At 64.4% G+C, this 22,756-nt stretch carries 24 protein-coding genes; 11 read left to right on the forward strand and 13 right to left on the reverse strand.

Annotated elements, in window-relative coordinates; all coding sequences use genetic code 11:
* Positions 1-16: 16 nt before the first annotated feature.
* The 3 genes from AX703_RS06205 to AX703_RS06215 are packed head-to-tail and all read right to left on the reverse strand — an operon-like array spanning position 17 to position 1,834.
* A complete protein-coding gene (locus AX703_RS06205; protein WP_062343292.1) occupies positions 17-793 on the reverse strand; it encodes an SDR family NAD(P)-dependent oxidoreductase in 777 nt (258 codons plus the stop codon).
* Complete coding sequence (locus AX703_RS06210; RefSeq protein WP_062343293.1) at positions 790-1,359, reverse strand: carboxymuconolactone decarboxylase family protein; 570 nt, start codon at positions 1,357-1,359, stop codon at positions 790-792. Before AX703_RS06210 ends, AX703_RS06205 begins: the two co-directional genes overlap by 4 nt.
* 13 nt (positions 1,360-1,372) lie before the next feature.
* The gene (locus tag AX703_RS06215; RefSeq protein WP_062343294.1) at positions 1,373-1,834 is read right to left on the reverse strand and encodes a nuclear transport factor 2 family protein; all 462 of its coding nucleotides are present in this window, start codon (positions 1,832-1,834) and stop codon (positions 1,373-1,375) included.
* Positions 1,835-2,244: 410 nt separating this feature from the next.
* On the opposite strand from AX703_RS06215, the gene AX703_RS06220 reads away from it, so the two are divergent.
* The 9 genes from AX703_RS06220 (at position 2,245) to AX703_RS26485 (ending at position 9,816) form a co-directional block, all read left to right on the forward strand.
* Complete coding sequence (locus tag AX703_RS06220) at positions 2,245-3,456, forward strand: acyl-CoA dehydrogenase family protein (protein ID WP_062343295.1); 1,212 nt, start codon at positions 2,245-2,247, stop codon at positions 3,454-3,456.
* Positions 3,457-3,470: 14 nt separating this feature from the next.
* Positions 3,471-4,301: an alpha/beta fold hydrolase gene (locus AX703_RS06225; RefSeq protein ID WP_231735402.1), complete on the forward strand. Its 831-nt coding sequence runs from the start codon at positions 3,471-3,473 to the stop codon at positions 4,299-4,301.
* Positions 4,288-5,082 carry a fumarylacetoacetate hydrolase family protein gene (locus AX703_RS06230; RefSeq protein WP_062343296.1) on the forward strand — a complete coding sequence of 265 codons (795 nt, stop codon included), beginning with the start codon at positions 4,288-4,290 and terminating at the stop codon, positions 5,080-5,082. The genes AX703_RS06225 and AX703_RS06230 overlap by 14 nt, the downstream gene beginning before the upstream one ends.
* A gap of 11 nt (positions 5,083-5,093) precedes the next feature.
* Complete coding sequence (locus tag AX703_RS06235; protein ID WP_039334548.1) at positions 5,094-6,035, forward strand: acetaldehyde dehydrogenase (acetylating); 942 nt, start codon at positions 5,094-5,096, stop codon at positions 6,033-6,035.
* Positions 6,036-6,048: 13 nt separating this feature from the next.
* Entirely contained in the window at positions 6,049-7,086 is a 1,038-nt protein-coding gene (gene dmpG, locus AX703_RS06240; RefSeq protein ID WP_062343355.1) for a 4-hydroxy-2-oxovalerate aldolase, read from the forward strand.
* 61 nt (positions 7,087-7,147) lie between these two features.
* Positions 7,148-7,918, forward strand: a complete 771-nt coding sequence (locus tag AX703_RS06245; RefSeq protein ID WP_039334546.1) for an SDR family oxidoreductase — start codon at positions 7,148-7,150, stop codon at positions 7,916-7,918.
* Positions 7,919-7,932: 14 nt separating this feature from the next.
* Positions 7,933-8,463 (forward strand): SRPBCC domain-containing protein, encoded by a 531-nt coding sequence (locus AX703_RS06250; RefSeq protein ID WP_082734451.1) that lies wholly within the window; start codon positions 7,933-7,935, stop codon positions 8,461-8,463.
* 7 nt (positions 8,464-8,470) lie between these two features.
* Positions 8,471-9,004 (forward strand): nuclear transport factor 2 family protein, encoded by a 534-nt coding sequence (locus AX703_RS06255; RefSeq protein WP_062343297.1) that lies wholly within the window; start codon positions 8,471-8,473, stop codon positions 9,002-9,004.
* The gene (locus AX703_RS26485; protein WP_082734452.1) at positions 9,001-9,816 is read left to right on the forward strand and encodes a nuclear transport factor 2 family protein; all 816 of its coding nucleotides are present in this window, start codon (positions 9,001-9,003) and stop codon (positions 9,814-9,816) included. The genes AX703_RS06255 and AX703_RS26485 overlap by 4 nt, the downstream gene beginning before the upstream one ends.
* 9 nt (positions 9,817-9,825) lie before the next feature.
* Here the strand turns inward: AX703_RS26485 and AX703_RS06270 are convergent, their stop codons facing one another.
* Both AX703_RS06270 and AX703_RS06275 read right to left on the reverse strand, forming a co-directional pair.
* Positions 9,826-10,620 (reverse strand): SDR family NAD(P)-dependent oxidoreductase, encoded by a 795-nt coding sequence (locus AX703_RS06270; RefSeq protein ID WP_062343298.1) that lies wholly within the window; start codon positions 10,618-10,620, stop codon positions 9,826-9,828.
* A gap of 20 nt (positions 10,621-10,640) precedes the next feature.
* Positions 10,641-13,223 carry a TonB-dependent receptor gene (locus AX703_RS06275; protein WP_062343299.1) on the reverse strand — a complete coding sequence of 861 codons (2,583 nt, stop codon included), beginning with the start codon at positions 13,221-13,223 and terminating at the stop codon, positions 10,641-10,643.
* Between the two features lie 402 nt (positions 13,224-13,625).
* Here AX703_RS06275 and AX703_RS06280 point away from each other — a divergent pair, with 402 nt between their 5' ends.
* Together AX703_RS06280 and AX703_RS06285 are read left to right on the forward strand one after the other, a co-directional pair.
* On the forward strand, positions 13,626-14,477 hold the full coding sequence (locus tag AX703_RS06280) for a hypothetical protein (protein WP_062343358.1): 852 nt from the start codon (positions 13,626-13,628) through the stop codon (positions 14,475-14,477).
* A gap of 49 nt (positions 14,478-14,526) precedes the next feature.
* The gene (locus AX703_RS06285) at positions 14,527-15,198 is read left to right on the forward strand and encodes a TetR/AcrR family transcriptional regulator (protein WP_082734453.1); all 672 of its coding nucleotides are present in this window, start codon (positions 14,527-14,529) and stop codon (positions 15,196-15,198) included.
* Positions 15,199-15,314: 116 nt separating this feature from the next.
* Here AX703_RS06285 and AX703_RS06290 read toward each other — a convergent pair whose 3' ends face one another.
* Genes AX703_RS06290 through AX703_RS06325 form a run of 8 tightly spaced genes read right to left on the reverse strand, consistent with a single transcriptional unit; the run spans position 15,315 to position 22,713 of the window.
* Positions 15,315-16,082 carry an SDR family NAD(P)-dependent oxidoreductase gene (locus AX703_RS06290; RefSeq protein WP_062343301.1) on the reverse strand — a complete coding sequence of 256 codons (768 nt, stop codon included), beginning with the start codon at positions 16,080-16,082 and terminating at the stop codon, positions 15,315-15,317.
* Positions 16,083-16,111: 29 nt separating this feature from the next.
* Positions 16,112-17,635 carry a FadD3 family acyl-CoA ligase gene (locus AX703_RS06295; RefSeq protein ID WP_062343302.1) on the reverse strand — a complete coding sequence of 508 codons (1,524 nt, stop codon included), beginning with the start codon at positions 17,633-17,635 and terminating at the stop codon, positions 16,112-16,114.
* A gap of 6 nt (positions 17,636-17,641) precedes the next feature.
* A complete protein-coding gene (locus tag AX703_RS06300) occupies positions 17,642-18,844 on the reverse strand; it encodes an acetyl-CoA C-acyltransferase (protein ID WP_062343303.1) in 1,203 nt (400 codons plus the stop codon).
* A gap of 12 nt (positions 18,845-18,856) precedes the next feature.
* A complete protein-coding gene (locus AX703_RS06305; RefSeq protein ID WP_062343304.1) occupies positions 18,857-19,234 on the reverse strand; it encodes a steroid Delta-isomerase in 378 nt (125 codons plus the stop codon).
* Entirely contained in the window at positions 19,231-19,698 is a 468-nt protein-coding gene (locus AX703_RS06310; RefSeq protein WP_369820991.1) for a MaoC family dehydratase, read from the reverse strand. The genes AX703_RS06305 and AX703_RS06310 overlap by 4 nt, the downstream gene beginning before the upstream one ends.
* 2 nt (positions 19,699-19,700) lie before the next feature.
* Complete coding sequence (locus AX703_RS06315; protein ID WP_062343305.1) at positions 19,701-20,486, reverse strand: SDR family oxidoreductase; 786 nt, start codon at positions 20,484-20,486, stop codon at positions 19,701-19,703.
* Entirely contained in the window at positions 20,483-21,661 is a 1,179-nt protein-coding gene (locus AX703_RS06320) for an acyl-CoA dehydrogenase family protein (RefSeq protein ID WP_062343306.1), read from the reverse strand. The genes AX703_RS06315 and AX703_RS06320 overlap by 4 nt, the downstream gene beginning before the upstream one ends.
* On the reverse strand, positions 21,658-22,713 hold the full coding sequence (locus tag AX703_RS06325; protein WP_062343307.1) for an acyl-CoA dehydrogenase family protein: 1,056 nt from the start codon (positions 22,711-22,713) through the stop codon (positions 21,658-21,660). The genes AX703_RS06320 and AX703_RS06325 overlap by 4 nt, the downstream gene beginning before the upstream one ends.
* Between the last annotated feature and the right edge of the window lie 43 nt (positions 22,714-22,756).

Genomic DNA, 22,756 nt, shown 5'->3' on the forward strand with positions numbered 1-22,756 from the left:
CGTGTCAAAAACTCCTTCAAGGCCGTTGCGAATGGCGGATGCCACCATCGACGACAATCTCCGTGGCGGTGATATAGCTGGCTTCATCCGACAGGAGAAAGCGGATCGTCGTCGCGATCTCTTCGGGCTTGCCGAACCGGCCAGGGAATATGCGCGGACCGTAGATCTGCGCCATCCCGTCTCGCATCTCGCCAAGGATCGGCGTGTCGATCATGCCGGGGCTCAGGGCGTTGATGCGGATGCCATCGTGCGCAAGCTCGTCGGCCATGGATCGCACCAGCGATATGACCGCGCCCTTGGCCGCCGTATAGATCGGGATCATTCCGTTGCCGAACCATGCGTTGATCGAAGAGATCGCCACCACCGCGCCGCCCGGATGCGCCTTCAGGTCATCGCGGAAAGCCTGCACCAGTTCGATCACCGCGCGCACGTGCAGCGCCATTCCGGCGTCGAAGTTCTCGGGCGTGACCCCGCCAATTCCGGTCTGCACCGCCGTGCCCGCACCGTGGACGATACCGCCGACGTTTCCGATCGCAGCGCGCGTTTCGATTGCGGCCGGGGCAACCCCCTGCGGATTGCGCAAGTCCACCGCGAGGCCCACCGCCGCCACGCCATATCGCGCCGCGATGTCGGCCGCGGCAGCCTGGGCGCCTTCGGCATTGATGTCCCACAGCGCCACCGGGCGCCCCACTTCGGCCAAGGCATGGGCGGTGGCCAGGCCGATGCCCGATGCCCCGCCGGTGATCACCACACCCGTCCCGGGCGTGCCCAGCCTCTCGTCACTCACGCTCATGCCGATTCCCTGCCTGATGGATTTGTGGCCAGGCACACCGTGTCAAACCCCAGGACATGCGCCACGCGGCCAAGGCCGACCCATGCCGCCACGCAATGCGCCAGATCGACGATCTCGCCATCGCTGAAGGCTTCGTGCATCCCGGTCCAGAAATCCTCGTCCGCCGCCAGTCCTTTCGGGTCCGTGCCGAAGCGCTCGGCAAAGGCGATGGCCAGCCGCTCCCGCGGTGAAAACAACCCGGAGTCCTGCCAGTTCTCCACCGCCGCATAGAACGCCTCGTCGGGCGCCGGGCCGTTTGCCGTCACCAGCCGCTCGGGCGTCTCGCCACCAACCGAGAAGGTGATTTCCGCATCGCGCGCCGCGCGGAAGTCCTGGCAGATTATGCAACCGTTGATCTGCGCCGTGCGCATGCGCGCCGCCTCGAACTCGCGTAGCGAGAGCCGGGTCTCGCGATAGACGGCAAAGGAGAATCCGGCTGCAGCGGCCATGATCTCGCGCGCATGGGTTCGCGCGGCATGGCCATAGGGATCGCTGGCCGCTTCGGCGGGCACGGAAATGCGCAACATCGGCAGGCGCTCCTCAGTTTGCAGGGATCTCGGGCACGGGGCCCATCGGCGGCACGTTGTGCGACCACGCCATGTCCTCGTGGCGCTCGGCAATGCGCCAGCCATCGGGCGTGCGGACCAGCCTGTCACGATACCAAAGACCGATGAAGAAGACCTGCTCCTCGCCCACCGCGCTGCGATGGACCATCGGGTTGAACAGGATCGTGCGCGCCCGGGCGGTGTCGCCGTCAAGGTCAAGCCTGGTCGTCGCCACCATGTGCTGGAACATCGGAAAGCGATCCAGCGCCACCGGCAACCACGCCTTGATCTGCGCGAAAGTACCCGCGGCGCCTCCGGTTTCGGAGTAATCGATCTGCGCGTCTGGCGTGAACACACGGTCAAGCGCGTCCCAGTCCCGTTCGTCGATTGCGAAGCAATAGCGCGCGAAGAGGTCCTGTATTTCCAGCCTGTCCGAGATTTCCTGAAGCGACATCATCGCGCTGCCCCTCTCCGCCTTGCTTTTGGCTGCGAATCATACGCAACTGCTTTGCTGTTGAGATCATGCATGGCGCTTCTCGCAAAAATTATCTACATTGTCTGCGCAGTTTGTGTTGGTTGAGAAGGTCCATCGGCCGTCGGGCACTGGCAAGGCGGGGAGGGGCATCAGGAAGGACGTCTGCGGCCACAGCGCGACCTGGCACACACTTCCCGAGGTGATGCCCATGCACGCACGCTGTGTGGATGTCGCAAGTCCTCCATGTGCAATGAGCCGCAATTTTATCAATATCAAAAGCCGATATGCTTTTTGATTGACGATTTGCGCATCTGTTGCGATATCTTTTTACGAATGCATTGCCACGTAAAGCAGTGCGTGAGTCGAAAGTCGTACCGGAGGAGAGGCCGCTCATGGCCAGCGCAGCTGCAATTTCGCTCGAAAGCTCGATCCCGTCGGGCGAAGAGCTCGTCGCCCGGGCAAGGGCCATGATCCCCGCCTTGCGCCAGCGCGCGGCCGAATGCGTCGCCGGGCGTGACGTTCCGGCGCAATCCATTGCCGAATTCCATGAGGCTGGTTTCTTCCGCATCCTTCAGCCCAAGCGCTGGGGCGGCTACGAAATGCACCCCAACGTCTTCTACGATGTGCAGCGGGCCCTTGCCGAAGGTTGCATGTCCACCGGCTGGATGTACGGCGTGGTCGGCTGCCATCCTTATGAAATCGCGCTCTTTCACGAAGAAGCGCAGGCCGAGGTCTGGGGCGAGGACACCTCCACCCTCGTGTCCTCCTCCTACCAGCCCGTCGGCAAGGTCGCCCCGGTCGAAGGCGGTTATCGACTCTCGGGCCGCTGGGGCTTCTCGACCGGCTCCGTCCATTGTCAGTGGGTCGTATTGGGCGCGATGGTCCCGCCGCGCGAAGAAGGCGGCGTGCCCGACATGCGCGCGTTCCTGTTGCCCCGCGCCGACTATACGATCGACACCGACAGCTGGCACGTCTTCGGTTTGCAGGGTACTGGCAGCCATGACATAATTGTCGACGATGTGTTCGTCCCCGAACACCGTACTCACCGTTCGATCGACGGATATCTCTGCACCAACCCCGGCCAGCAGACCAACACGGGGCCCCTCTACACCTTGCCCTGGGCCCAGGTTTTCATGCGCTCGGTCTCGACCGCTGCCTTCGGCGGCGCGCGCGCGGCGATTTCTGCCGCCATGGACATTGCCCAGAACCGCGTCTCGACCAACACCGGCAAGGCTTCCAAGAACGATCCGTTTCTTCTTGCCGCCATCGCCCGTGCGCAGGCCGAAGTGACGGAGATGGAGCAGACCCTGCGCCTCACCTTCGATGAATTGATGGCCCTGGCCGAAGCAGGCGAGCCGATCCCGATGGAGAAGCGCACCCTGTTTGCCTACAACTCGGCGAGCGTGGTGCGCCGCATGGCCGATCTGGTCGACGACATGGTCAAGCTGCTGGGCGGTCGCGCGATCTACACGTCCAGCGCGATCATCCAGCCCTGGCTCGATCTCAACGCCGGCCGCGCACACGTCGCCAATGACCCGGCCAATCGTACGCTCGACGTGGTCGGCGCGATGCTCGGTCAGGAACCGACCTTCACCTTCCTCTGATGGGAGCGCCACCCTTGGCTAGCCTGACCCAGACCACGCATCGCGTCTCCGGCGGATACGAAATTGTCATTGCCGAAGCGGGCGATCCTTCCGCGCCTGCCGTCGTCTTCCTGCACGGCAGCGGCCCCGGCGCCTCCGGTGCGTCCAACTTCCGCCAGAACATCGATGCTTTTGTGGACGCCGGTTACCGCGTGATCCTGCCCGACCTGATCGGTTATGGCGGCTCGTCCAAGCCAGAGGGGCTGGACTACACGCTGCAGCTCTTCACCGATACCGTGTACGAAGCGCTCGTCGCCCACGGCGTGACCAGCGCCAGCCTCGTCGGCAATTCGCTGGGCGGCGGCATTGCCCTGCTGATGACGCTCGACCACCCCGGCTTCACCCGCAATCTGGTGCTGATGGCCCCTGGCTGCGTGGCCGAGCGCGAGGCCTACTTCGTGATGCCGGGCATCACCAAGATGGTCTCCAGCTTCGGGGGGCCGGACTTCAACCTGGCCGAGCAGAAGCGCCTCGTCTCGAACCTCGTCCACCCGGACTTCGCCCCCAGGATCCCGGATGCCCTGGTGGAGGAACGCTTCGCCGTCGCCCGCACCCAGCCCAAGGACGTGCTGGTGCGCATGCGCACGCCCGACCTCTCGCCGCGGCTGCCGGAAATCACCCAGCCGGTCTTCGTGCTGTGGGGTCTGAACGACGAGTTCTGCCCGGAAGCCCATGCGCGTCTGTTCCTCGACCATTGTCCCGATGTCCGCGCGATCACTTTCGGCCGCACCGGCCACTGGGTCCAGGTCGAACGCGCTGCCGAGTTCAACGCCTTTGCCATCGAGTTCCTCAATGCCCGCCGATAAGATCCAGCACTATGGCGCGGCGCTTTACGAAGCCCTGCGCACCCGCAAGACCATCGCCCCGCTGATCGAGCAGGATCCCTCGCTGACGCTCGACGATGCCTATGCCATCAACCTCGATTTCCTTTCGCGCCGCGTCGCCGATCGCGAGAAGGTCGTCGGCAAGAAGATCGGCGTGACCAGCAAGGCCGTGCAGGACATGCTCGGCGTCCACCAGCCCGACTTCGGCTTCCTGACCGACTGGATGCATGTCGAAGGTGACATCGACATCGACGCCAAGGCCCTGATTGCTCCTCGCGCCGAGGCCGAGATCGCGTTCATCCTCAAGAGCAGCCTCAATGGCCCCGGCGTCACGGCCGCTGACGTTCTTGCAGCCACCGAAAGCATCGCCCCCTGCTTCGAGATCGTCGACAGCCGCATCGACAACTGGAACATCAAGATCGTCGATACCGTGTCCGACAACGCCTCATGCGGGGTCTACGTGATCGGCAATGAACGGCTCGACCCCGCCGGGCTGGACCTGCCCAATCTGCACGTGGCCGTCACCAAGAACGGCGAACCGCTGTCCGAAGGCTATGGCCATGCCGTGCAGGGCGATCCGGCACAAGCGGTGGCTTGGCTCGCCAACACGCTCGGCGCCTATGGCGTGACGCTCGATGCAGGCGACGTGATCCTGTCGGGTTCACTCGTCCCGCTCGCGCCCGCCGTGAAGGGCGATCGCTTCGAAATGACACTCAGCAACGCTGCAGGGCCACTCGGCACCTGCGTCGCCAACTTCGTTTGAGGAATACCTGAATGGCACGCGTAAAGGCCGCGATCATCGGTTCGGGCAATATCGGCACCGACCTGATGATGAAGATGATCAAGTACCCGCAGAACATGGAACTGGCGATCGTCGTCGGCATCGACGAGAAGTCCGAAGGCCTGGCCATGGCGCGCGAACACGGCATCGCCACCACGCACGAAGGCCTCGAAGGCCTGCGCGCCCACCCACTCTACAAGGACATCGGCATCGCCTTCGACGCGACCAGCGCCTACGCCCACAAGGTCCATGACGAGGCTCTGCGCGCCGATGGCATCCAGGTGGTGGACCTTACCCCCGCGGCCATCGGTCCCTTCACCGTGCCGCCGGTCAACATGGGGCAGCACCTCGACCAGCCCAACGTCAACATGGTGACTTGCGGCGGTCAGGCGACGATCCCGATGGTCGCCGCCGTCGCCCGCGTCTCGGACAAGCTCCACTATGCCGAAATCGTGGCGTCGGTCTCCTCGCGCTCGGCCGGACCCGGCACCCGCGCCAACATCGACGAGTTCACCCGCACCACCGCCCGTGCGATCGAACAGGTGGGCGGCGCCGCCAAGGGCAAGGCTATCATCATCCTCAATCCGGCCGAACCGCCGATGATCATGCGCGATACCGTGTTCACCCTGTCCGAAGGCGGCGATGAGGACGCCATTCGCCGGTCGGTGGCCGATATGGTGGCCGAAGTGCAGAAGTACGTCCCCGGCTACCGGCTCAAGCAGGAAGTTCAGTTCGAACGCTTCGGCGACAACAACCGCCTGAAGATTCCGGGGCAGGGCGAATTCACCGGCATCAAGTCGATGATCATGCTCGAAGTCGAGGGCGCAGGCGACTACCTGCCCAGCTACTCCGGCAATCTCGACATCATGACTGCCGCCGCCAAGGCCACCGGCGAACTGCTTGCCGCGCGCCGCATGGCCGCTGCTGCCGCCTGAAGGAGATCGGACGATGACTGCCACCTTCAACGTCGAAGCCGGCGACAAGCTCTACATCCAGGACGTGACGCTGCGTGACGGCATGCACGCGGTTCGGCACATGTACGGCATCGACCACGTCCGCGCGATTGCTTCGGCCATCGAAAAGTCGGGCGTCGATGCCATCGAGGTCGCCCATGGTGATGGCCTTTCCGGCGCCAGCTTCAACTACGGCTTCGGCGCGCACACCGATTGGGAATGGCTGGAAGCCGTGGCCGACGTGCTCGACAAGTGCGTGCTGACCACGCTGATCCTGCCCGGCGTGGGCACCGTCGAGGAACTGCGCCGCGCCTATGACATCGGCGTCCGCTCGGTCCGCGTCGCCACGCACTGCACCGAGGCCGACGTCAGCAAGCAGCACATCGGCATCGCCCGCGATCTTGGCATGGACGTCTCGGGCTTCCTGATGATGAGCCACATGATCGAGCCCGACGCCCTCGCCCAGCAGGCGCTCCTGATGGAAAGCTACGGCGCACAGTGCGTCTATGTCACCGACAGTGGCGGCGCGCTTGACATGGACGGCGTGCGCGCGCGCTTTCAAGCCTATGACCGCGTGCTGAAGCCCGAAACCCAGCGCGGCATGCACGCCCACCACAACCTCGGCCTCGGCGTCGCCAACTCGATCGTTGCCGCGCAGTGCGGCGCGGTGCGCATCGACGCTTCGCTGACCGGCATGGGCGCGGGCGCGGGCAACGCCCCGCTCGAAGTCTTCATCGCCGCCATCGATCGCAAGGGCTGGAACCACGGCTGCGACGTGATGATGCTGATGGACGCTGCCGAAGACCTCGTCCGCCCACTGCAGGACCGCCCCGTCCGTGTCGATCGCGAGACGCTCGCACTGGGCTATGCCGGGGTCTACTCCAGTTTCCTGCGCCATGCCGAAAAGGCTGCCGAGACCTACGGCCTCGATACGCGCGCGATCCTCGTCGAACTCGGCCGCCGCAAGATGGTCGGCGGACAGGAAGACATGATCGTCGACGTCGCGCTCGACATGCTGAAAGCGCAAGCCTGACCTGAAAACAAACGGCGAGAGGGCGATAAGGCCCCCGCCCAACCCCCCGGGAGAAAATGCCATGATCCTCAAGGACAAGGTCGTCATCATCACCGGCGCAGGGCCCGGCATGGGCCAGGCCGCGTGCCGGGGTGCGGCGAAGGAAGGCGCCAAGGTCGTCGTCACCGCCCGCTCGAAGCAGGCCATCGAGGAAGTGGCGCACGAGATCGTCGCGGCAGGTGGCGAAGCCATCGCGGTGCCGCTCGACGTGACGCAGATGGATCAGTGCCAGGCCGCAGCCAGGGCCGCGCTCGACCAGTGGGGCCGCATAGATGGTCTGGTCAATTCGGCCTACTATCACCCTGATTGGGGCCCGCTGATCGAGCATGACATCGACCAGGTGCTGCAAGCGTTCGATGTCGGCGCGGCAGGCGCGCTGCGCATGGCCATGGCCGTGTTTCCCACGATGAAGGCGCAAGGCGCTGGCTCCATCGTCAACATCTCCACCCTCTGCACCCGCAAGCCGATGCCCGGCGAAGGCGGTTATGGCATGGCCAAGGGCGCGCTCAATCACATGACCCGCCACCTCGCGGTCGAGTTCGGCGGCACCGGCGTGCGCGTGAACACCGCGCTGATGGGCTGGATGATGGGCGCTCCATTGGAAGGCTTCATCCAGGGTCTCGGCGAAGGCGCCGAAGCGTTCCGCAAGCAGCGCGCCAGCGAGATCCCGGTGGGCCACATCCCGCCCGACGCGGATTGCGCCAAGGCAGTCTACTTCCTGCTCTCTGACTACGCCTCGGAAGTGACCGGCGCCATGCTCGACGTCAACGGCGGCGACTGGGTCGCGGCATAAGGGAGGGCACGGTCATGTTGCTTGACTGGATGAAGAGCCACCCCACCCTTGCCGACGATCCGGTTTCGGGCTTCGATCCCGATGCCGTGACCGTCAGCGAGACGGTGGAAATCGCAGCCCCCGCCCGCGTGGTCTGGGCCGTACTCACCGACATGCCACGTTACAGCGAATGGAATCCGTTCTGCGTGCGCGCTTCCTCCACACTCGAAATGGGCGCGGCGGTCGACATGACGCTGGTCAACTATGCCGTGCCCGGCACGCTCGTGCCCAACTGCGAATACATCTGCGCTTTCGAGCCCGAGCGCATGATCTCGTGGGAGATGGTCCACTCCGATTTCTGGCCCTACCCCGCCCGCCGCGATCAGGTGATCGAACCGACCGGCGATGCATCATGCCGGTACTTCTCGACCGACGCCTTCCTTGGCGCCAATGGCATCCACGTCTTCCGCTTTGCCGGACCGTGGGTAAAACGTGCGTTCGACGATAGCGCCCGCGCGCTCAAGGGCCGCGCCGAAATGCTCTACGCACAAGAACAGAAAGCCTGATCCCGCAATGCCTTACACGCTCCAGCAGCTCTCCGACATGGAAGAGATCAAGGTGCTCAAGCACCGCTACTTCCGCGCTATCGATACCGGCGATTTTGCTGCCCTGCCGGCGCTGTTCACGGCCGATGTCGCCTGCACCTACAATGGCGGCACCTACAAGGTCTCGCTGTCAGGGCGTGACGCCATGGTCGAGTTCCTGTCCAATTCTTTCCACTCGGGCGCGCTTGCCATGCACATCGGCTCGATGCCCGAAATCAGCGTGACCGGCGACAACAGCGCCACCGGCCTGTGGTATCTGCAGGACGTGTTCATCGACCTCGAGAAGGACGCCCACACCTTCGGCACGGCGATCTATACCGACGCCTATCGCCGCGAAGGCGGGGTGTGGAAGATCGAGTCCACTTATTATGATCGCGTGATCGAAGTCTTGCGCAAGTTCAGCGAGACGAAGGGCAAACCTTCCGTCCAGCGCCTCGCGACCACCGGCCGAAAACCGCACGAGCGCACGGATATCAGCCACCTCATCCACTGGGACGAATGAGCACTGCGCCGGTCAAGGTCATCGCCCTGCTCCGCAAGAAGGAGGGCCTTAGCCGCGAGGCGTTCATCGCCTATTACGAGACGCGCCACGCCCCGCTGATCCGCTCGCTGCTGCCACACATTGCCGACTATCGGCGCAACTACGTCGACCGCGACGGCGCCTTCACCAGCGCCGTTGCCGCAATCGACTTCGACAGCGTGACGGAAATGCGCTTCGCCAGCCGCGCGCATTACGACGCTTTCCTCGCCGTCGCGTCGGACCCGGAAGTTGCCGCCCGGATCGCGCATGACGAGGAGAACGTCTTCGACCGCGCCGCCACGCGAATGTTCGTTGTGGACGAGGTTCCGGCTGCGCCCCCGGCATCGGGAACCCTGGCTCAACTGACGGCCGAGCGCGCGATCCGTGAAGGCCTCGCCCGCTTTGCGCGCGTGATCGATGCAAAGCAGTGGGACGCCTTGCCAGATGTCTTCGCCACTGACCTGACCTTCGACTACGGCCTGGGCGAACACTCCGGGATCGCCGCGCTGGAAGCCAACATGCGCCGCTTCCTCGATCTCTGCGGGCCAAGCCAGCACCTGATCGGCAGCATCACGATCGACGTTGCGCCCGGCAGCCTGGCCGCAACCAGCCGCGCCTATGTCCAGGCCCGCCACCAGCGCCCCGGTGACACGGGCGGTCCAATATTCGACACGAACGGCGAATACATCGATCGCTGGACCCTGCGCCCCGACGGCTGGCGCATAACCCGCCGCGATGCCCTGTGGCACACCAACAGCGGGGACACCGCAATCATCTGGAGTGGCGCCGACTGAGGCGACGCTTCAGTCGTCCCCGAAATCCGGCACCCACGGCACGCCATTGATATGGCCGCCACCGTCTACGAACAGGGTATTGCCGGTCAGATACCGCGCGTCCTCGCTGGCGAGGAACAGAGCGACGCCGCCGATGTCCGCCTCGGGATCGCCCATACGACCCATCGGGTTTGCGGCCGCAGTCGCCTTCGCCACGTCGGGCGCCATTTCCGCAAAACGGCGATAGGCGGCCGAGACCGCTGCCGGGCAGATCACGTTGACGCAGATGCCATGGGGCGCCCATTCCCGCGCCGCCGTGCGCGAATAGGCCCGCACCGCTTCCTTGGCGACGTTGTAGTCTGCGCTGCCCATGTGTGCGTTGACGCCATTCAGCGACGCCATGTTGATCACGCGGCCCCAGCCCCGCGCCTTCATGTGCGGCAGTGCCCGCTCCATCGCCCACTTGGTGGCATAGAGGCACATCTTCAGCGCATCGTCGAAGCGCGCGTCGGTCTTGCGCTCGATCCGCACCGGCCCTTCGCCGCGATAGGCGTTGTTGACGAGGATATCGACCGCACCGAACCGCTCGGCACACAGGTCCACCGCCGCGAACACATCGTCACGGGAAGAGACATCGCACTGGATGAAGACCGCCTGCGCCCCGCCTGCACAAAGCTGCTCGACCACCGCCGGACCGCGCTCGGCATCGTAGTCTGCGACGACCACGCTCGCCCCTTCCCTGGCGAAGCGGCGAGCAATGCCTTCGCCGATGCCATCGGCACCGCCGGTAATGACGGCGGCGCGCCCAGCAAGTCTTCCCGTCACGCCGCCGTCTCCTTCTCTCGTCAGTTGCCGAAGCTGTAACGCAGGCGCAGGCCGAACATGCGCGGCTCGCCATAGATCACGCTCTGCGCGCCGATCGTCTGGAAGATGCCGGTGTTCGAGATGATGTAGTTCTTCTTGGTGATGTTGGTGGCGAACAGGCTCAGGTCCACCGGCGCGCCCATCACGCCCTTCCAGTCGATCGTGGCGTTGAGCAGGCCATAGCTCGGCAGCAGCACGCCCGGTTCGTTGATCGTCCCATCCGGGAAGCGCTCGGTCGAAAACGGCGCGGTCGGCTGCTTGTCGGTCCAGTTGTAGCTGAGGAACAGGCTGAAATTGCCCACATCTTCCGAAACCGGCAGCGAGAAGCGGCCATAGACCGACAGGATGTTGGGCGAGAGGTACTGCAGTGGACGGCAGGTCATGTCCGCCCCGGCAAAGACCTTGGGCGAAGTGATCGACTGCGCGGTACAATCCCACACGCCGGAGCTCGAATCGAACTTGAAGGATTTGTACTTGGCGCTGAGGTGGCTGTAGTTGCCGCCCAGTTCGATGTTCTGCGTCGGCTGGATCATCGCCTCGACTTCGACGCCCTTGATCTCGGCCGAAGCGTTGTTCAGCGTGATCGCGCCATTGCCGCCGGTTGCGCGGTTGAAGTCCCCGGCCGCGCGCTGGATGTTCTTGTAGTCCAGCCAGAAGCCGTTGACGTTGAACCGCCCGCGCATGCCGCCGGCGTTGAAGTCGGTCTTGAAGCCTGCTTCGTAGTCGGTGACGGTCTCCGGCCCGAAGGTGCGGGTGTTCTCGAACACGGCATAGCTGTTGAAGCCACCGGCCTTGTAGCCGCGCGTGACCTTGCCATAGACCATGATGTTGTCGTTCGGGCGGTAGTCGAGCCCGATGGTCCAGTTGGGCGACGAGCTTTTCAGCCTTGCACCGAACAGGCAGGTGTTGAGCGGATCGGCGATCGGCTGCGTGGGATTGGGATTCGATTTCCACGAACACGCCGTGACATACTTCGCCCCACCCGGCAGCGGGACATAGCTGAACGATGTGGTCGATCCGTCCACGGTGTCCCAGGTATAGCGATAGCCCGCTGTCAGTCGCAGGCGGTCAAGCGCAGGCGAAAACGCGCCGAAATCGAGCGAGCCCTGCGCATAGAGCGCCTTGGATTCGTTGGTCACACCGATCTGGCTCTGGCCGATGGGGCAGCCCGTGACCGACTGCAGGCCGCAGACGTTGATCGAATAGGACACCATCGTGCCCCGCGGGCTCTGCTTGTAGTAGAAGCCGCCGACCGTATAGGTCAGCTTGTCGTTCAGCGCCGTGCCCTGGAACTGCAGTTCCTCGGTCACCTGCTTGTACCAGTCACGCGGGGCGGTGCGGCTCTCTACCGTCACGCCGGTATCATAGACCGGAGCGATCGTGCCGTCCTGGTCGTTGGCGTAGTAGGACTTCAGTTCTGCATAGCTGAAGATGTTGCGCAGCTTGAGAGTGCTGGAAAGTTCGATGTCGGTGGTGTTGTTGATGCCCCAGGATTCCAGCTTGGCGAAGCTGTCCATGCCATGCGCTGTCTGGCGGATGCCGCGCGCGTTCTGCTGATTGAGCAGGTTGGTGTAGTAGCTGCAATTGGCAGGGCCGGTCCCTGCACCGCAGAAATTGAAAGTCGGCGCGATTGCGCCCAGTGGCAGGGATACGCCCGGCGCAACCAGGATCGGCCGCGTGGCGAGGCCAACGAAATAGTTGGTATTGAAGTTCTTGGCGATCGAACCCGTGCCATTGCTGTGCGACTTGCCATAGTAGCCCAGCGTATAGTTGGTGACGCCCTCCACCGGCTCGATCCACAGCCCGACGCGGCCCATGCGCCAGTGCTGGTCGTCGCGATCCTTGTTCCAGTTTACGTCATGCGTGAAGCCGTCACGATCGCGTGAGGCTCCGACAAGCCGCAGGCGAACCTTGTCCGAGATCGGCAGGTTCAGCACCGCTTCGGTCTCGACCATGCTGTAGTTGCCAAAGCCGGCCTGGACATAGCCTTCGAGCTTGTCGGTCGGCTTGGCCGGCGTCAGCAGGATCGCGCCACCAGTGGTGTTTCGTCCAAACAGCGTGCCTTGCGCGCCGGCCAGAACCTGTACGTTCTGCAAGTCGACGAAACTGCCGGGGCCACCTTGGCCGGAAAGCGTGATCGCCGAAACCAGCGGGACTTCGTTCATGTAGACGACGACCGCGGGCGATCCCTGGAACGATGCGCTCTGCCCGCGGATCGATGGCGACATCACGTCGCGCGAAGCCTGCCCGTTCGGGCCGACGACCAGCGACGGCACGGAAGCCTGCAGATCCTGCAACTGGGTAAGCCCGCGTTCGCGAATGCTTTCTGCGCTGATAGCGGTGATCGAGATCGGAACGTCCTGTGCGCGCTCTTCGCGGCGGTTGGCCGTGACGATGATTTCCATGTTGTTGGGCACGCTGTTTTCCGCAGCCTGCTCATCCGCAGCATCTTCTGCAGCAAAAGCGATCTGCGGCGCAGCAAAGCTGCCCAGCGAAACGCTTGCCAGCAACGCCCAAGCGACCCGTCGTCCCGTTTCCGAGCGTGCACGCATTGTGTCAGACATCGTTCTCTCCCTCCAAGATCGTACTTCCCATGCCTCTGCGGCGAAACACGGATCGACAGGATGAGCGGCATCCCCGCGCACGCCCCAAGCATGCACGACGACAATTCGCAGAAAGGCAGGGAGGCCCCTCATCCCGGTATTCTTTTTCTCTATGAAGCAGCCTATCAACTACGCAAAATAAGTTCAAGAGACGATTTTAGCATCATGTTGCGTAGCCAAGGGCACGTCTTTGCGCTTATGTGGGCTTGACGAATTTTTCTGGAAGTCCTCCGTTGGCGATGCACCGAACAATGCGGCCACACCGATTCTGCAATCGCCAGCGAACCCAAGGCGCGGCACGAAGTGACTGATTTTCAGGAACCTTCCACTGCGCACCGCTCAGAAAAGCAACAGGAGAAGTCGATGCCTGACCTGCCCTATCTCGCCCGCGGCGTCATGCCGGTCGAAACACCGTCGAGCGTGCTCGTGTCCTCGTCGAAGTATCTCAACAACCCCCGCCTGCGCGATTGGCTGGCGATGATCCTCCTGCGCCGCAACGGCCCGGACCTGCCCCCGCCAGCCGAGATGTACGAGTTCCTGCCGATTCTCGAGGAACTGCGCGATCACGATGCCATAGAGGAGATGTTCACGGCAGAACGCCGGATCAATCCCGAACTCGATGCCTGGCTTTCCGAGGGCTTCTACTCGACCTACTCGATCGACGATTTCGCGCAGTACGCGCCAGGCTCGCTCGGCGGAATCTTCTACCAATGGATCACCGAAGGAAACTACGAGATCCAGATCACGCCCTGGCGCGAACCGAAAAGCCAGCTGGAGTTCTACAACCTGCGCTCAGGCCAGACCCACGATTTCGAACACATCCTGTGTGGCGGCGGGTTCAACTTCATGGGTGAGCTCGTCCCCTACTGGTACCGCCTGACCAACGTGTTCAAGCACATCCGCAATCCGGAACTGGCAGCCGAATTGAGCCTGATCCAGATCTTCGGATCGCTCCGCTACACCGTGCGGACGATACTGCATTATCCGCAAGTCTGGAACACCTGCACCGACGCTATCCAGCGCGGCATGGCGGTCGGCAAGGCCAGCGACGCCTTGTTCATGAAGAAGCTGGAGCCGTGCTTCCACCTCCCATTGGCCGAAGCGCGCGAGGCTCTGGGTGTGCGCGGCGCGGTCGATGTCGATACCGATCTCGAAGGCGCGTTCTGGGCGGAGCGGGTTCCCGCCTCGGCGCTGGTGAGGCCGGAACTGCAATAGCCTCGGCCTGATGATTGACTCACTCCGTCTCCCAAGTAAGTGAGTGATCATGACAAGGACCCGAATACCGGGCGTGCAGCGCCGAGGCCAGATCGTTGCCGCCGCACGGCGGGTCTTTTCACAGCACGGCTATGACGGAGCCAAGACCCTGCAGATCGCGCGCGAGGCGAAGGTCTCGGAGGCGCTGGTGTTCCGTCATTTCCCCAGCAAGCTCGCCCTCTACCGCGCGGTCCTGCGCCAGGTATTTCTCGAGCAGGACGAGCGCTGGCGCGAACAGGGCGTGCACGGCGAAGGTGCGCGGGGCCTCGCCAGTGCGATCCATACTTTCATCTCCGCCTGCGCGACCGATGCAGAGGATCCTGCCCGTCATGATACGCATCGCATGACCCTGGCCAGCCTTGCAGGCGATGGCTCCTACGCCAGCCTGATCTATCGCCGCTCGCAGCGGCGCAACGGGGCTGCCATGGACGCGGCCTATGCCTCTGCCCGGGCCGAGGGTGGACTTGACGGCGAGCCTCTCGACGTGCCCGCCGCTGCCATGTTCGTCGAACATGTCGGGACGATGATGGCCGCAATCGGGGGATTGCCTTTGGCGGCAAGGCCTTACGGAGTCGCAGGGGATGATCTTGTCAGGCAGGCGACGTGGTTCTGCCTGCGTGGCATCGGCATGCCGGACCGGATCATTGCCGATTACTTCGCCTCCCTCGCTTCAGACACGTAAGGCAGGATCTTCGAAGATCAGCTGAATGATGGCTTCCGCAAGACCTATCGCTCGACTGGCAGCCCATGGTTCGTGCCGCTCAACAGGCGGCGTAATGGCCTGCGTGCCGGTCTATCTCACGGCCCGATAGGCAGCATCACCGGCGCGAAGGTCGAAAGCAGTCCCGCGTCAAGCACTTGCGCTTGACCCGTGATGAAGCCCGAGGCCGGGCTGCACAGCCACAACGCCACTTCGGCAACATGCTGCGCCTGTCCCATGCCGCGCAAGGGCACGCGCGGCAGCTCCTGCCCATCAACGATCTCGACATCCGGCGCGCCGATCAGGGGGGTCTCCACTCCGCCCGGGCACAGCGCATTGATCCGGCAGCCGCGCGCCGCGAAGGCATCGACGCAGGACTTCACCAGCCCGACCACGCCATGCTTGGCAGCACTGTAGGCCGGGTTCGCCGGATGGCCGACCACGCCGGCCGCCGAAGCCGTGACCACGACCGCGCCGCCCTGCCCGATCACTGGCTGCACCGCCTTGATCCCGTTGAACGCGCCCTTGAGATTGACCGCGACCAGCTTGTCGAACAGCGCCTCGTCAACCGTGTCGAGGCCTTCGGCGGCGCCATAGAGCCCGGCGTTGAGGAAGGCGAAATCCAGCTTTCCGGCTACGGCCAGAACTTGCGCCACCATCTCCTGGTTGCTGGCATAGTCGGCCACGTCGACCTTCACGGCGCTTGCGCGCTGACCGATCTCGGCCACGACGGCCTGCGCCGCCGCAAGGTTGAGGTCAGCGCAGAACACCCTCGCGCCTTCCTGCGCAAAGCGAATTGCCGCGGCGCGGCCGATGCCGGATCCTGCTCCGGTGACGAGGGCAACCTTGCCGACAAATCGCTGCATCACTCTCTCCGAAATAGCCCTCGCCTTGATCAGCGAAGTTCTGTTTTCAGCACCTTGCCCGCTGCATTGCGCGGGAGATCCTCCACGAGCACGAAGCTGCGCGGCACCTTGTAATTGGCCATGTTCTCGCGCGACCACGCGATCAGCTCGGCCTCGCTTGCGGTTGCACCGGGACGAAGCACGACGAAAGCGCGACCCACTTCGCCCAGGCGCTCGTCCGGCACGCCGACGACGGCGGCCATGCCGATCGCCGGATGCTCCGCCAGCAGCTTCTCGACTTCGGCGGGATAGACGTTGAACCCGCCCGAGATGTACAGGTCCTTCATCCGGTCGGTGATGCGCACATAGCCGCGCTCGTCCATCGTGCCGACGTCGCCTGTGTGCAGCCAGCCATCGGCGTCGATGGTCTCGGCCGTGGCTTGTGCGTTGTCGAGATAGCCAAGCATGACGCCCTGCCCGCGCACCTGCACCTCGCCGGTCTGCCCGCGCGGCACTTCGTTGCCTTGCGCGTCGGCGATGCGAACTTCGTTGCCCGGAAAAGCCTTGCCGCAGGTGCCGGCAATAGTTTCAGCGTCGTCTCCCGGAACGCAGGTCGTGATGTTCACGCACTCGGTCATGCCATAGGCGGTGATCAGATCCACCATGCCAAGGTCCTCGCGGATGCGTTCGACCAGCGCGGGCGGCACGCTTGCCGCGCCGGTGGTGCCGCCCCGCAACGATGAGCAGTCCCATTTGCGCTTGTCCAACTCTGCCAGCAGCATCTGGAAGATGGTCGGCGGCCCCGGCATGAAAGTGATGCGTTCGCGCTCGATCAGCTCGATTGCCTGGCCCACGTCGAACTGCGGCATCGGCACAGCCACCGCCCCCGAGAGGATGCACGCAACCCAGCCCACCTTCATGCCGAAGGAATGGAAGAACGGATTGGCAATGAGATAGCGATCGCCCTCGCGCAGGCCGGTATTCTGGCACCACACCGCAGCCTGCGGCAGGACCCGGCCGTAAGTCATCAGCACGCCCTTGGGGCTGCCGGTCGTCCCGCTGGTGAACAGGATGTCCGAGACAGTATCGGCGTCGATACCCACCAGCGCCCCGTCCACGGCCGGGTCGTCCGCCCCCTTGCCCCCTTGCACCAGATCGTGCTCGAGCAGCAACGTGCCTTCCAGCGCAGGCAGGTCCTCGTCCGCGATCAGGGCGCGGTAATCGATGCCGAGAAAGCCCTCGACCGTGAACAGCAGCTTCGCATTCGTGCGGCGCAGAATGTCTCCCGCCTCGCGGCCCTTCAGCCGGGTATTGAGCGTGACCACCGCCGCGCCGCAGCTCATCACCGCAATCGCCGCCACGATCCATTCGCGCGAATTGGGAGCCCAGATGGCTACCCGGGCCCCTGCGCCTATGCCCCGCCCCAGCAGTGCCGAAGCCGCCGACCTGCTGCGCTGCCACAGCTCGGCAAAGCTCCACACCTCGCCGTTCTCAAGCACCGCCGGCGCATCTGGCCAGGTTCTTGCCGCAGCCTGAGCGGCGTGGGGTATCGTTGGCGGCAGGGGATCGAGCATCGCGGGTCAGGCCACTTCGAACAGGCCGGCCGCACCCATGCCGCCCGCCACGCACATCGAGACGACGACGTACTTCACGCCCCGCCGCTTGCCCTCGATCAGGGCATGGCCAACCAGCCTTGATCCGGTCATGCCGAACGGATGGCCGATGGCAATGCCGCCGCCGTTGACGTTGAGCTTGTCGGGATCGATCTCCAGCTTCTTCTGGCAATAGACAGCCTGGCTCGCGAAGGCCTCGTTGATCTCGAACAGCCCGATGTCCTCGATCTTCAGCCCTGCGCGGTCCAGCAGCTTGGGGATCGCAAAGACCGGCCCGATGCCCATTTCCTCTGCCCCGCAGCCCGCCACCTGGAAGCCGCGATAGATCCCCAGCACCGGACGCCCTTCGGCCTTTGCAGTATCGAGGTCCATCAGCACCTGCGCCGATGCGCCGTCAGAAAGCTGGCTGGCATTGCCTGCGGTAACGTGCTTGCCCTCGGCGATGACCTGTCCGTTCTTGAACACCGGCTTGAGCCCCGCGAGCGCTTCGTAAGTCGTGCCCGCGCGCACACCTTCGTCACGGCCAAGCGTCACCTCTTCCTTGCCGGTCTCGTTACCCTCCTTGTCGAACAACGCCTTGGTCACGGTGATCGGCACGATCTCGTCATCGAACTTGCCGGCTTCCTGCGCAGCCGAGGCGCGCTGCTGCGAAAGGGCGGCAAAGCGGTCCTGCTCCTCGCGGGTCACACCATAGCGCTCCGCGACGATCTCGGCGGTCTCGATCATCACCATGTAGGCATGCGGGTCCGCAGCCTTGATGAATTCCGAACGGTTGCGAAACTGCGGCGCATGCTTGTTGATGGTCAGCGAAATGCTTTCCATGCCGCCCGCCACGGCAACGTCGATCTCGTTGCACATGATGCCACGCGCTGCGAGCGCGATGGCGTTGAGCCCGGACGAGCACTTGCGGTCGAGCGTGAAGCCCGCTGTCGTGTCGGGCAGGACCGAACCGTGGACGGTTAGCCGCCCAAGGTTGTAGCTCTGCGTGTTCCAGTGGTTGCCGACCCCGAGGTAGACGTCGTCCACCCGTGCCGGATCGATCCCGGCCCGCGCAATCGCGGCATTGACCACGTGGCTCGACAGCACCGGAGCTTCGGTATCGTTGAAGGCCCCACGATAGGCCTTGCCCACGCCGGTGCGGGCGGTCGAAACGATGGCGGCTTCACGCATGTTTGCGTCCTCTCAGGAAAATCCGTGCATGTTGGTCGGCCCAAAATAGGCCCGCATCTCGACGACCTTGCCGTCGTCGTTGAACTTGAAGGTGTCGATCACATCGACGCGCATGTCCTTGCCGCCAAGGTTGAGCAGGACCGAGAACGCGAACGCCGCATAAGGCCCGCACACGCGCACCAGCCCTTCAAGCCTGAGCTTCGCGCCTGTCTGCATCGAGGCCGTATAGAATTCGAGGATCGCCGCCTGCCCGACCTTGGGTTCGGTCCCCACCGGGTCTTCGACCGTGGCATCTTCCGCAAACAACGCGGCAACCCGTTCGGGCGCGCCTGCATCGAACGCGGCAACATATTCGTGAACGGCGGCTTCCATCACCTTGGGATCGGTCATCGCACTTGCTCCGGAAAATAGCGGCTGATTGTATCGAGCACGCAGGCTGGCCTGTCCTGCCCCTCGATCTCGACGGTGACGCGCACGACTGACTGGATCGCGCCCTTGACCTCCTCGACCGAGACGATTTCGCCTGCACCCCGGATGCGGCTGCCAACCTTCACCGGCGAGAGGAAGCGCAAGCGGTCCGCGCCGACGTTCACCGCATGGGCAAACCCGCGCACCTCGATCAGCTGGGGGAGGAAGTAATTGACGAGGCTCATCGTCAGGTAGCCATGCACGATCGTCCCGCCGAACGGTCCGTCCTTGGCACGCTCGACATCGACGTGGATCCACTGGTGATCGCCCGTGACATCGGCAAACCCGTTGACCCGCTCCTGATCGACCAGAAGCCACTCGGTCGGCGGCAGTTGCGTGCCTTCCTTGCCAAGCAGGTCGGCCGGTTTCTCGAACACCACCGCCACGATCAGGCCCTCTGGCTCGATACCGGGACGATCTCGCCGGTCATGTAGGAGGAAAGGTCCGAGGCCAGGAACAGCATGACATTGGCCACTTCCCACACCTCGGCGGGGCGCCCGTAGGCCTCGGTCTTGACCAGCTCGGCAAGGCGCTCTTCTGTCGTCACCTTGGCAAGGAACGGATGCATCGCCAGGCTCGGCGCCACCGCATTGATGCGCACGCCGTGATCCGCCGCTTCCAGTGCGGCACAGCGGGTGAAGGCCATCACGCCCGCTTTCGCCGCGGCATAGTGCGCTTGGCCCCGCTGCGCGCGCCAGCCCAGCACCGAGGCGTTGTTGACCATCACTCCGCTCTTCGCCGCATACATCGAAGGCAGGAACGCCCGCGTCATGCGGAACAGGCTGGTCAGCGTCACGTCGAGCACGCGGCTCCACTGCTCGTCGGTCATGTCGACGACATCGACCTCGCCGCCAAGGCCGGCGTTGTTGATCAGCACGTCGACCGATCCCAGCGCCTCCAGCGAGGCATCGCGCAGATCCTGAACCTGCGCCTCGCTGGTCACGTCACACACCTGCGTGAACGGGCGTTCGCACCCCACTTCGGCGGCAATGCGATCGGCCGCTTCGCCCAGACGACGCTCGTGAAAGTCGCTGATGAGAACGCGCGCGCCCTCCTCGGCGGCCCGCTTGGCGACAGCGAAGCCGATGCCGGTCCCGGCAGCGGCGGTCACCACCACCGTCTTGCCCTTGAGCATCCCAAGCGGCGTCGGATAGGGAGGAACGGGAACGCTCATGCTTGACCTCTCGGTTCGCGCGGTAGCCCCAGACCGCGCTCGGCGATCAGGTTGCGCTGGATCTGGTTGGTGCCGCCGTAGATCGTGTCGGAGCGGCTGAAGAGAAACAGGTTGGGCAGCGTCGGCCAGGAGTAATGGTCACCGGACGCAATTTCTCCGGCCTGTCCGAGCACTTCCATGCCCAGCTCGCCAAGGTCGCGCCGCCATGTCGCCCACTGGATCTTGTAGGTCAGCGCCGCACCGTCGATGGCCGCAAGGTCTGTGCCCGAAAGCATTCGAAGCGCGCCATAGCGCATCAGGCGAAGGCCGATTTCCGCCCGCGCAATCTTCTGGCGGATCACCGGATCGGCAGCCTTTCCGTTGGCCTTGGCCGCATCGATCACGGCGTCGAGTTCGTTCCTGAACTGCATCTGCTGGCCGAGCGTGGAAACCCCGCGCTCGAACGCCAGCAGCGCCATCGCCACCTTCCACCCCTCGCCCGCTGCGCCCAGCATGGCATCGGCGGCACAGCGCGCGTCGGTGAGGAAAGTCTCGTTGAACTCGGCCTCGCCGTTGATCTGACGGATCGGGCGCACCTCGATGCCTGGCTGGTCCATGTCCATCAACAGGAACGACAGCCCCTTGGGGCCCGCCGAGCCTTCTTCGCTACGCGCGACGACGAAGATCATGTCCGAATAATGCGCGAGGCTTGTCCAGACCTTCTGGCCGTTGACCACCCACTCACCATCTTCCAACCGCGCCTTGGTCTTCACGTTGGCAAGGTCGGAACCGGCATTCGGCTCCGAATAGCCCTGGCACCAGATCTGCCGACCTGCCGCGATTTCGGGCAGGTACCTCGCCTTCTGCTCCTCGGACCCGAAGGCAAGGATCGTCGGCCCGGCCAGTTCCACGCCGATGTGGTTGATCCGATTGGGGGCGCCAGCCCGCGCATATTCCTCGGCGAAGATCACCTGCTGGGCGATGGTCGCATCGCGCCCGCCCCACTCCCTGGGCCAGCCGATGCAGCTCCACCCGGCCTCGCCCAGCCGCTGCTCCCACTCCTTGCGGCGCGGGATTGCGTCGCACAGGTTGGGAATGCCGCGAATGTCGGCGAATGCCCCGGTCATTTCCGCCTGCAGCCACTCCGCGCACTCTGCGCGAAAGGCTTCGTCAGCGGGCGAAAAGCCGAGCTTCATGCAGCCGCCCCGAGAACCGCCGAGGCGACCTGCTCGCGATGCCACTGGCCATCGCCAAGCAGCGTCTGGATCGAACGGGCGCGCTTGAAGAACAGGTGCGCGTCATGCTCCCAGGTAAAGCCGATGCCGCCGTGCAGCTGGATCATGTTGCCGGCGCACATGAAGAAGGTGTCGGCGCAGAACGCCTTGGCCGAATGCAGCGCGACCAGCGCCTCGCCCGAACCCTCATCCACCGCACAGGCCGCCCAGTAGACCGCCGAGCGCGCCTGCTCGATCTCGATCATCATGTCGGCAAGACGGTGCTTGTAGGCCTGGAACGAGCCGATCTGCCGCCCGAACTGCACCCGCTCCTTGGAATAGGCCACGGTCCGATCCAGCGTCGCCTGCGCTCCGCCCAGCGCCTCGGCGGCAAGGCAGATCCACCCGGCGGCCAGCGCCCCGGCAATTGCCGCATCGCCATCGGCAAGCTGCTCGCCCTGCGCGCCATCGAGCGTCGCCGTGGCAAAAGGCCGGGTCTGGTCCATCGTGACGTGCGCCTGCACACTCACACCAGCGCCCTTTAGGTCGACGATCCACGCATCGCTGCCCAAATGGACCAGCAGCAGATCAGCCGAAGCGCCATGCGGCAGGAACGGGAACGTGCCCGAAATCCGGCCATCCTTCACGGCCAGCTGCGGAGCCCACGCCGCCGTCGCGATCAACTCGCCCGCAGCAAGGCGCGGCAACCATTCCGCCTTCTGCGCCTCGGAACCCCCACGCGCAATGGCCTGCCCGATCATTACGTGGCCCAATAGCGGCAGCGCCGCCACTTGTGCGCCTGCAGCCTCGGCCACCAGCGCCATCTCGACCATGCCGAGGCCCGCGCCGCCATGCTCCTCGGGCAGGCCGATCCCGGCAAGGCCAAGCTCGGTCGCGAACGACGACCACAGCTCGCGGTCGATCCCGTCGGCCGCCATGGCCTTTCGCGTGCGCTCGCTCGTCGCGTTCTCGGCAAAGAAGCCGCGCACGGTCTCGGCGATCATCGCCTGTTCGTCGGTGAAGGCAAATTCCATCGTCTCTACTCCGTCCGGGCCTTCAGGCCGTGCCCCATACCCC

This window comes from Novosphingobium sp. CCH12-A3, assembly GCF_001556015.1.
Classification (GTDB): Bacteria; Pseudomonadota; Alphaproteobacteria; order Sphingomonadales; family Sphingomonadaceae; genus Novosphingobium; species Novosphingobium subterraneum.

What these genes read in the sequence shown, in the direction of transcription:
- AX703_RS06325 (WP_062343307.1), bottom strand. Translation starts at nt 22,713, where the DNA reads ATGGAATTTGCCTTCACCGACGAACAGGCGATGATCGCCGAGACCGTG.
- AX703_RS06280 (WP_062343358.1), top strand. Translation starts at nt 13,626, where the DNA reads ATGCCTGACCTGCCCTATCTCGCCCGCGGCGTCATGCCGGTCGAAACA.
- AX703_RS06305 (WP_062343304.1), bottom strand. Translation starts at nt 19,234, where the DNA reads ATGACCGATCCCAAGGTGATGGAAGCCGCCGTTCACGAATATGTTGCC.
- AX703_RS06285 (WP_082734453.1), top strand. Translation starts at nt 14,527, where the DNA reads ATGACAAGGACCCGAATACCGGGCGTGCAGCGCCGAGGCCAGATCGTT.
- AX703_RS06220 (WP_062343295.1), top strand. Translation starts at nt 2,245, where the DNA reads ATGGCCAGCGCAGCTGCAATTTCGCTCGAAAGCTCGATCCCGTCGGGC.
- AX703_RS06255 (WP_062343297.1), top strand. Translation starts at nt 8,471, where the DNA reads ATGCCTTACACGCTCCAGCAGCTCTCCGACATGGAAGAGATCAAGGTG.
- dmpG (WP_062343355.1), top strand. Translation starts at nt 6,049, where the DNA reads ATGACTGCCACCTTCAACGTCGAAGCCGGCGACAAGCTCTACATCCAG.
- AX703_RS06300 (WP_062343303.1), bottom strand. Translation starts at nt 18,844, where the DNA reads ATGCGTGAAGCCGCCATCGTTTCGACCGCCCGCACCGGCGTGGGCAAG.
- AX703_RS26485 (WP_082734452.1), top strand. Translation starts at nt 9,001, where the DNA reads ATGAGCACTGCGCCGGTCAAGGTCATCGCCCTGCTCCGCAAGAAGGAG.
- AX703_RS06245 (WP_039334546.1), top strand. Translation starts at nt 7,148, where the DNA reads ATGATCCTCAAGGACAAGGTCGTCATCATCACCGGCGCAGGGCCCGGC.
- AX703_RS06205 (WP_062343292.1), bottom strand. Translation starts at nt 793, where the DNA reads ATGAGCGTGAGTGACGAGAGGCTGGGCACGCCCGGGACGGGTGTGGTG.
- AX703_RS06295 (WP_062343302.1), bottom strand. Translation starts at nt 17,635, where the DNA reads ATGCTCGATCCCCTGCCGCCAACGATACCCCACGCCGCTCAGGCTGCG.
- AX703_RS06210 (WP_062343293.1), bottom strand. Translation starts at nt 1,359, where the DNA reads ATGTTGCGCATTTCCGTGCCCGCCGAAGCGGCCAGCGATCCCTATGGC.
- AX703_RS06320 (WP_062343306.1), bottom strand. Translation starts at nt 21,661, where the DNA reads ATGAAGCTCGGCTTTTCGCCCGCTGACGAAGCCTTTCGCGCAGAGTGC.
- AX703_RS06235 (WP_039334548.1), top strand. Translation starts at nt 5,094, where the DNA reads ATGGCACGCGTAAAGGCCGCGATCATCGGTTCGGGCAATATCGGCACC.
- AX703_RS06315 (WP_062343305.1), bottom strand. Translation starts at nt 20,486, where the DNA reads ATGAGCGTTCCCGTTCCTCCCTATCCGACGCCGCTTGGGATGCTCAAG.
- AX703_RS06215 (WP_062343294.1), bottom strand. Translation starts at nt 1,834, where the DNA reads ATGATGTCGCTTCAGGAAATCTCGGACAGGCTGGAAATACAGGACCTC.
- AX703_RS06230 (WP_062343296.1), top strand. Translation starts at nt 4,288, where the DNA reads ATGCCCGCCGATAAGATCCAGCACTATGGCGCGGCGCTTTACGAAGCC.
- AX703_RS06250 (WP_082734451.1), top strand. Translation starts at nt 7,933, where the DNA reads ATGTTGCTTGACTGGATGAAGAGCCACCCCACCCTTGCCGACGATCCG.
- AX703_RS06290 (WP_062343301.1), bottom strand. Translation starts at nt 16,082, where the DNA reads ATGCAGCGATTTGTCGGCAAGGTTGCCCTCGTCACCGGAGCAGGATCC.
- AX703_RS06275 (WP_062343299.1), bottom strand. Translation starts at nt 13,223, where the DNA reads ATGTCTGACACAATGCGTGCACGCTCGGAAACGGGACGACGGGTCGCT.